The sequence below is a fragment of the Mucilaginibacter phyllosphaerae genome, from assembly GCF_004378255.1.
Lineage (GTDB): Bacteria > Bacteroidota > Bacteroidia > Sphingobacteriales > Sphingobacteriaceae > Mucilaginibacter > Mucilaginibacter phyllosphaerae.
Genome location: NZ_SNQG01000007.1, coordinates 271,355 through 278,198, shown reverse-complemented (window position 1 = coordinate 278,198; position 6,844 = coordinate 271,355). Strand labels below are relative to the sequence as shown.

5 protein-coding genes are annotated in these 6,844 nt (G+C 45.0%); 1 reads left to right on the top strand and 4 read right to left on the bottom strand.

The annotated features are described in order from the left end of the window. Window positions 1–254 precede the first annotated feature (254 nt). Window positions 255–1,628 carry an aspartate kinase gene (locus E2R65_RS18400; RefSeq protein WP_134337959.1) on the top strand — a complete coding sequence of 458 codons (1,374 nt, stop codon included), beginning with the start codon at window positions 255–257 and terminating at the stop codon, window positions 1,626–1,628. 36 nt (window positions 1,629–1,664) lie between these two features. On the opposite strand, the gene E2R65_RS18395 is transcribed toward E2R65_RS18400, so the two are convergent. The 4 genes from E2R65_RS18395 to E2R65_RS18380 form a co-directional block, all read right to left on the bottom strand. After that, window positions 1,665–3,020 carry a sensor histidine kinase gene (locus tag E2R65_RS18395; protein WP_134337958.1) on the bottom strand — a complete coding sequence of 452 codons (1,356 nt, stop codon included), beginning with the start codon at window positions 3,018–3,020 and terminating at the stop codon, window positions 1,665–1,667. Window positions 3,021–3,163: 143 nt separating this feature from the next. Next, on the bottom strand, window positions 3,164–3,385 hold the full coding sequence (locus E2R65_RS18390) for a DUF6965 family protein (RefSeq protein ID WP_134337957.1): 222 nt from the start codon (window positions 3,383–3,385) through the stop codon (window positions 3,164–3,166). 52 nt (window positions 3,386–3,437) lie between these two features. Then, a complete protein-coding gene (locus E2R65_RS18385) occupies window positions 3,438–5,429 on the bottom strand; it encodes an HRDC domain-containing protein (RefSeq protein ID WP_134337956.1) in 1,992 nt (663 codons plus the stop codon). A 280-nt stretch (window positions 5,430–5,709) separates the two neighbouring features. Continuing rightward, window positions 5,710–6,780, bottom strand: coding sequence for an AI-2E family transporter (locus E2R65_RS18380; RefSeq protein WP_134337955.1), 1,071 nt, complete (start codon window positions 6,778–6,780; stop codon window positions 5,710–5,712). Window positions 6,781–6,844: the final 64 nt, after the last annotated feature.

The following is a 6,844-nucleotide window of genomic DNA, read 5'->3' as shown; positions in this document are numbered from 1 at the left end:
TCTACATCCGCAGATTCGCACACCTGCACATCTACCCCGCCGTTCACGTTCACGCGGCGTGAACACCGTGAACAGAACGTAAATACCTGCGGATCAGACCGTTCGTAAATCCGCCCCCTCCGCTACGCTAAACGACTTACAAACACCTCAGAAAGGCCTGGAAACGACCCGAGGGTTAACTGTTGTTAATTCAGGCTGAACAGGTATTAAACTATAAAAAATTTAAGTAATTTTGGCTTTTGTTTGGATACCTTATGCTTACTGTAGAAAAAATTGGCGGCACATCTATGAGTGCGCTTAACCAGGTTATTGATAATATCATACTTTATCAGCGCAGCGGAAACGATCTCTACAACCGCGTTTTTGTAGTATCAGCATTTTCGGGCGTTACTAACTTACTGCTCGAAAATAAAAAGACCAAAGCGCCGGGCGTTTATCACCGCCTGGCCACGCAGCAGGATTATCATACCGCTTTGGCAGAAGTTACCCTGTATCTTAAACAACTGAATGAACGCTACGCAGATTTAGGGCTTGACATTACCGAAGCCGATAAGATGATAGATCTGCACATGGCCAAAGCCAAAACTTATCTGGATAGCGCCACAACCATGCTTGCATCTGGTTACCTGAATGAAGGGATCCTGCTGGCAGCCAGAGAGATCCTGGCTTCGATAGGTGAAACACACTCTGCCTACGTGCTGGCCAGCATCCTGAAAAGGAAAGGCATCAATACCGAACTTGTGGATCTTTCGGGCTTTGACGATCCGAGGGTGATGACCATTAACGAGCGCATCCGGGACGCCTTTAAAAATATCGACCTGCAAACCTGCATTTGTATTGCAACCGGTTATGCCAAAGGCACCGAAGGAATTATGCGCGAGTTTGACCGCGGCTACTCGGAAGTTACTTTTAGTAAAATTGCCGAGATACTGCGGCCTGTTGAGGCTGTGATCCATAAAGAATATCATCTTTCTACAGCCGACCCGGGGTTGGTGGGTATTGATAACGTACGGCCGGTGGGTAATACTAATTATGATATTGCCGATCAGCTGGCTGACGTGGGGATGGAGGCTATCCATCCAAAAGCGGCCAAACCGCTGGAAATGGCCGGCGTGCATCTGCGTATTAAAAATACTTTTGAACCCGCACACCCCGGTACGCTCATCACCCGCGAGTATATTTCTGATTTAAAACGTGTTGAGGTAATTACCGGCACCGGGCAGCAGTTGCTGGTAGATATTTACGACCCGCTAATGATAGGCAACGTGGGCAGCGATCTGCAGATTATGCAGCTGTTTTACAACCATAAGGTTAGCTATACCTTTAAAAGTACCAGTGCCAATAGTATTTCTATCATCATTTGGGAAAATGATTACAATGCTTTGCTGATAGATGACCTGAAAAGCCAGTTTGAAAAGGTAACCTGCGAGCCGGTTGCTATGGTTTGCCTGCTGGGTACCAATATGGATCAGCCGGGTTTACTGGCCCGCAGCGCTTCGGCACTGGCCAAAAATCACATCAATATTATTGCAGCAGGTATGGCAAGCGGCAGGGTAAATATTCAGTTTGTTGTGGCAAGGGAGCAATTTAAAGAAGCTATTATAGCCCTGAATAAAGAAGTTGGCTGATCCTGATCATTTTTAAGGCATCCTTTTATGGCAAGCTTATCCGGCTAAAGGTATTACAATATAAAAGCTTGAGCCACTGGCTGCTGTGCTTTCAAAACCTATTTTTCCATTTTGCCTTTCCATAAATTCTTTACATAATAAAAGGCCTAAGCCAACGCCTTTTTCGTGGTTGGTACCATAAGAGGGCCGGGCGCTAAAAGAAAAAAGAGCAGCCTGCTTTTGCAAAGGGATACCCTGGCCGGTATCGCTGATGGTGATCGTACAATCTGCAGCACTTATTTTTGTATCCACGCGTATGGTTCCGCCAACGGGCGTAAACTTAATAGCATTACTTATCAGGTTACGTACCACCAGCTGCAGCATATCTGCATCGGCAATAACCGTTGCCCGGCTATCTATATCAGGGTAAAATAAAATATTTTTCCCCTTAGCCTGTATCTGTTCCATTTCTAACGTGCCCTGCAATGTTTTTTGCAGGTTTACGGGTTGCAGGTTTACGCTTGTACCTTCTAATTGTGTTTTAGACCAGTATAGCAAATTAGAAAGCATAGACATGGTTTGGTTGGTGGCCGTAAGCAGGCTTTTTTCTAAATCGCGGCGCTGTAAATCATCCAATTCGGTTTCGTTAAGCAATTCCAGATAGTTTTGGATATTGACCAACGGGCTGCGAAAATCATGAGATATGATAGACATCAGTTTATTCTTTTCTGCATTGGTTTGCTCCAATTCATTTTTTTGCTGTAATATTTGCCTGTAATGCGTTTCTACCGTTTGGGTTTTCTGTTCAGCAATGTTGCGCTCGCGTTCATAACTGCGCCTAAAAAATCTTACGATTACAAAAACAGCCAGCACCGGGATAGGGAAAGCAGTTACCCGGTCTATAAACATGCCCTTACCCGTGTTAAAGGGGTGTTTCACCAGGTGCGGATAAGCATAATCTATCACATGAATTATGCTGAACACCAGCAGAAATATACTTAACCAGATTAAATGCTGCCGATAGGGAGAAATGGTAAGAACAAGTAACAGGTAAGCAGGCCAGATAAGATCTGTAGAGCCGTAAATTCCGGAGGTGAAAAAATAGGTTATCGAAAAAACGATAACCCCGGTTAAACCGAAAACCGTACTGCTGTGCATGCGGCCACGAAAGCGCGAGTAATAAAACTGTATGCCAAAAACAATGCAGATAACCATGCTTGACAGCGAGGCGATATACAGTTTTGCAAAATAATTATACGGTATGTAAAAAATGCCTACGATAATAAGGCTGATGCTGATGGAGTGAAATACACGGCTTTCTAACTTAAAGGCATCAGGATGGCCCACCAGCCGTTCCCAGTGCTTTTTAATTTGTGTTAAAAATAATTGAATGCTGTGAACAGGGCTTCGCATAGATGTTAAAACACGTAAATATATCTACTAATACGTAAAAGTAAAACATAGGTTAGCATAGCTTACAGCTTTATAACCTGTTACAGTTTTTTAACAGCCAGGATCAAATAACGCATTACCTATAACAGGCTTAGTTTCCCGGTTCAAAACCGTGGTATTTCGGGCCCGTTGTAGGGGTTTTCCATAGCGTAGGCTATCCTTTTAAGGCGGTGCCTGCAACGATGATCGGTGGTGCTTGCCCTTAGTGTTTCTAAATTAGTGCTTACTGCCTGCTGTACATTATATTGGGTGGTAGCCCTGTCTAAACGCAGGGTTTCCGGTAGCTTTGCGTGCTCAAAGTAGGCAATCAGTTCCTCATCTGTCATGCTGTAAAAGTAAAAATTACCCTAATTTGTAAGGTATAATGTTGATAAAAGGCTAAAATAAACTTACCTGTTCTGCCGCGGGGCCTTGTAGCTGCTGCTGATAGTTGCGAATCATGGGGATGATATGCGGCCCGTATTGCGCCGCCTTTTGAGGGCCTACGCCTTTAATGCCACTAAAGTTTTTTAGGGTTGCGGGTAGCTTTTCGGCAATTGTGGCCAGTGTTTTTTCTGTAAAAACCATCCCCGGCATTATTTTTTGCGCTGCAGCTTCCTGCTCGCGCCAAGTAATTAGTTGTTGGTACAGTTCTTCATTAGGCAAAGCATTCAGTGCTTTCAGGTAAGATCGGTGGTGTGTGTAAACTTTATCTTGCGCCAAAGCCAGGTAAGCGGCTGTAGCAAAAGGGTTTTGCGAAAAATATTCAATCAGCCCAATACGGTTCAATAGCCAAACAATCAACTGGTCGGCCTTGGCGGCGCGCTCTTTAGATTGATCTACCATAAAAGGCAGGTTTTGGTAAAGCAGTGTTGTAGATGCCTGGAGCTTATCTAAAAAATAGGCGGCTGCCTGCATGCTGCGCCCGGCGTTTAACTGCTTGGTAAATTTTTCTGCCACGCCGATGATGTCTTTTTCCAGATCGGGTAAAATGCTTTTAAATTCCTGCAATTTTGCCTGCAAAGGCCCAAAATTAAATAATTCGCTCAACAGGTATTGTTCATATAGTGCAATATCCTGCTGCAGCTGCTCCGCATTTGGCTGCAGGGCCTTGGCCTGTTCGTTAAAACGTGCAACGGCCGGGTCGCCTATAATGTTGTGTGCAGCTACCGGGTTACGCAATACCATACCCGCCAGGCTTCGGCAGCGGCTTAAGGCAACGTAGGCCTGCCCGTGTGCAAACGATTCAGCAACATCTATAATTGCTTTATCAAAACTTAAGCCCTGGCTTTTATGAATGGTAATGGCCCAGGCTAATTTAAGGGGCATCTGTGCAAAGCTGCCTGAGTTGGTTTCGCCTATGGTTTCGCCTTCCAGCTGGTATTTAATGTTTGTCCATTCTACAGGTTCTACCAAAATTTCTTTATCATCTGCGCCGCTGTTTACATAAACGCTGTTGCCATCAATTAAGGTAACGGTGCCAATTTTGCCGTTGTAATAAAGTTTTTCGGCAGAGCTATCGTTTTTAACAAACATTACCTGTGCGCCAATTTTTAATTTCAGGCTGGTATCGGTAGGGTAGGCATCCTTCGGGAAATCGCCCTGAATGGTGGCGGCAAATTCATATTCAGATCCCGGCAGGTTTTGCAAAAATTCTTCGTTAACCTTTTGTGCGATGCCGTTATGCGTGGTCAGGGTGATGTACGGGTCTGCTGCCGTTGGCCGGAAACCCGGCAAATACCTTGCGTTTAACAGATCGAGGCTGGCTTTACTGATGGTTTGGTTACGCACCTCGTTCAGCAAGTCTACAAAAGCCTGTTCTTTTTGCCTGAATACATGATCCAGTTCTATACGCACGTAGCGGGCTTTTTGCATCACCTGGCTGCTAAAAAAATATGGCGTTGCATAATAGGGCCGTAATATGCCCCATTCCTCTTCGCGGATAATAGGGCTTAGTTGCGACAGATCGCCGATGAGCAGTAACTGAACGCCGCCAAACGGAAAGTGCGATGCCTTGATATTCCGCAAGATCAGATCGATCTGATCGAGCACATCCGGCCTCACCATACTTATCTCGTCAATAATAAGCAGTTCGAGGTTAGCCAGCAGCTCTTTTTTCTCGGTATTGTAATGTGCCTCGGGCTGTGCCGTGCCCGATGGGATTACCGGGGCAAAGGATAGCTGAAAGAATGAGTGTATCGTCATCCCGCCGGCATTAATGGCCGCCACACCGGTTGGGGCCACCACGGCCAGTTTCTTTTTTGAGGTTTGCCGCAGGTTTTGCAAAAAGGTGGTTTTGCCGGTGCCTGCCTTACCCGTTAAAAAAACAACGGTGTTGGTGCTTTCTAAATAATCATAAGCCAGCTGCATTGCCGGGTTCATCTCTGTCATCTTTGCAATATTACGATGATCCGGTAAAAAATAAGGCTAATGTGGAAAACCTCCCGGCTCTTTAACCTATTCTTTAACATAGGGCAGGGGCAAGCATTAAAAGCCTCATCCCAACCCTTTTCCAAAGGAGAAGGGCTTAATAAAACAAAAACAGGTTGATTTTTGGCAGGCAAATCATCTACCTTAAATACGATTTGGATGAGGTTTAACTGATGTTTAAAATCAGACTTATCTGCTCATCCTCAATTCACTATATTTATTCTCATGCTAAAAAGCCGGTTTAATCCTCATCGGTTGTTAAGCCTTTGGTGGTTACCAGTTTGCCTTTTTCTTCGGGAATATGATGGATTTTTTTAACGTACAGCTCATCAACCAGTATAACGGTAATGGCCAGCAGCGGAACGGCCATGATAATACCTAAAGCCCCCGAAACAGACCCCATAACCAGCTGACTGATAAGGGTTAGCGCAGGAGGGAGGTTGATCATCTTTTTTTGGATAAGCGGGTTAACGATGTTGGATGTGATAGTTTGCGATACGATGTAAACGATAGCCACAATGATGGCGGTATTGGTACTTACGGTAAGGCCAAGTAATACGCCCGGTATCATGGCAATTACCGACCCCAGGGTGGGCACCAGTTCCAGCAGGCCGGTGATGAGGCCCAGTACCAGCGCAACAGGGATATGGAGGATACTCAAACCTGCGCCGATCATGATAGCCACCAGCACCATCGAGATCATCATCCCCTTTAACCAGCCTTTTAACGACAGGCTGATCCGATCCATAATATGCGTCCCCATTTTTTTTCTGGATGGGGGCACCAGTAATAATATACCGTCTTTGTAAATAGAGGGATTGGTGGTAAAAAAGATCCCTAAAAAAAGGATGATGTAAACATCGCCCAGTACCCCAAAGCTTGTAGAAAAAAAGGATTGCGCCGTAGCCACCATTTTGCCGGAGTTGTTGCCGTCAAAACTTTGCAGTAATTGCCGGCCGATATCGTTTTGAGAGAGTTTCTCTTTTAGGTTATGCACAGTGCCGGGCAGCGAACTGCTCAGTTCATTTACCTGTTGCTGTATTTTGGTGCCCATAAACCAAAACATGGTACTTATAATGATAATGGTGCCCAATACGGCTATCAGCATCGCCCAGATCCTTTTGAGTTTGGTGCGCCTTTCTATCATATCTCCAAGCCCGTGAAAGTAAGTAGCGATCAGCGACCCGGCCAATATCATCAGTAATACGTTAAAGGCAACACGCGCTATAAGAATAGCCGAAACCAGCAGGGCTACGATACCCATAGTTTGCCATACTTTTTGGATGTAAGAACTTTCTTTTGGAGTGCTCATGTGATATGTTTACACAATAAACACCAAACAGGAATATTGTTTGATATTGTTGTAACAGAAATGT

Coding starts and splice junctions, on each gene's coding strand:
- E2R65_RS18395 (WP_134337958.1), bottom strand. CDS start 3,020: ATGCGAAGCCCTGTTCACAGCATTCAATTATTTTTAACACAAATTAAA.
- E2R65_RS18390 (WP_134337957.1), bottom strand. CDS start 3,385: ATGACAGATGAGGAACTGATTGCCTACTTTGAGCACGCAAAGCTACCG.
- E2R65_RS18400 (WP_134337959.1), top strand. CDS start 255: ATGCTTACTGTAGAAAAAATTGGCGGCACATCTATGAGTGCGCTTAAC.
- E2R65_RS18380 (WP_134337955.1), bottom strand. CDS start 6,780: ATGAGCACTCCAAAAGAAAGTTCTTACATCCAAAAAGTATGGCAAACT.
- E2R65_RS18385 (WP_134337956.1), bottom strand. CDS start 5,429: ATGACAGAGATGAACCCGGCAATGCAGCTGGCTTATGATTATTTAGAA.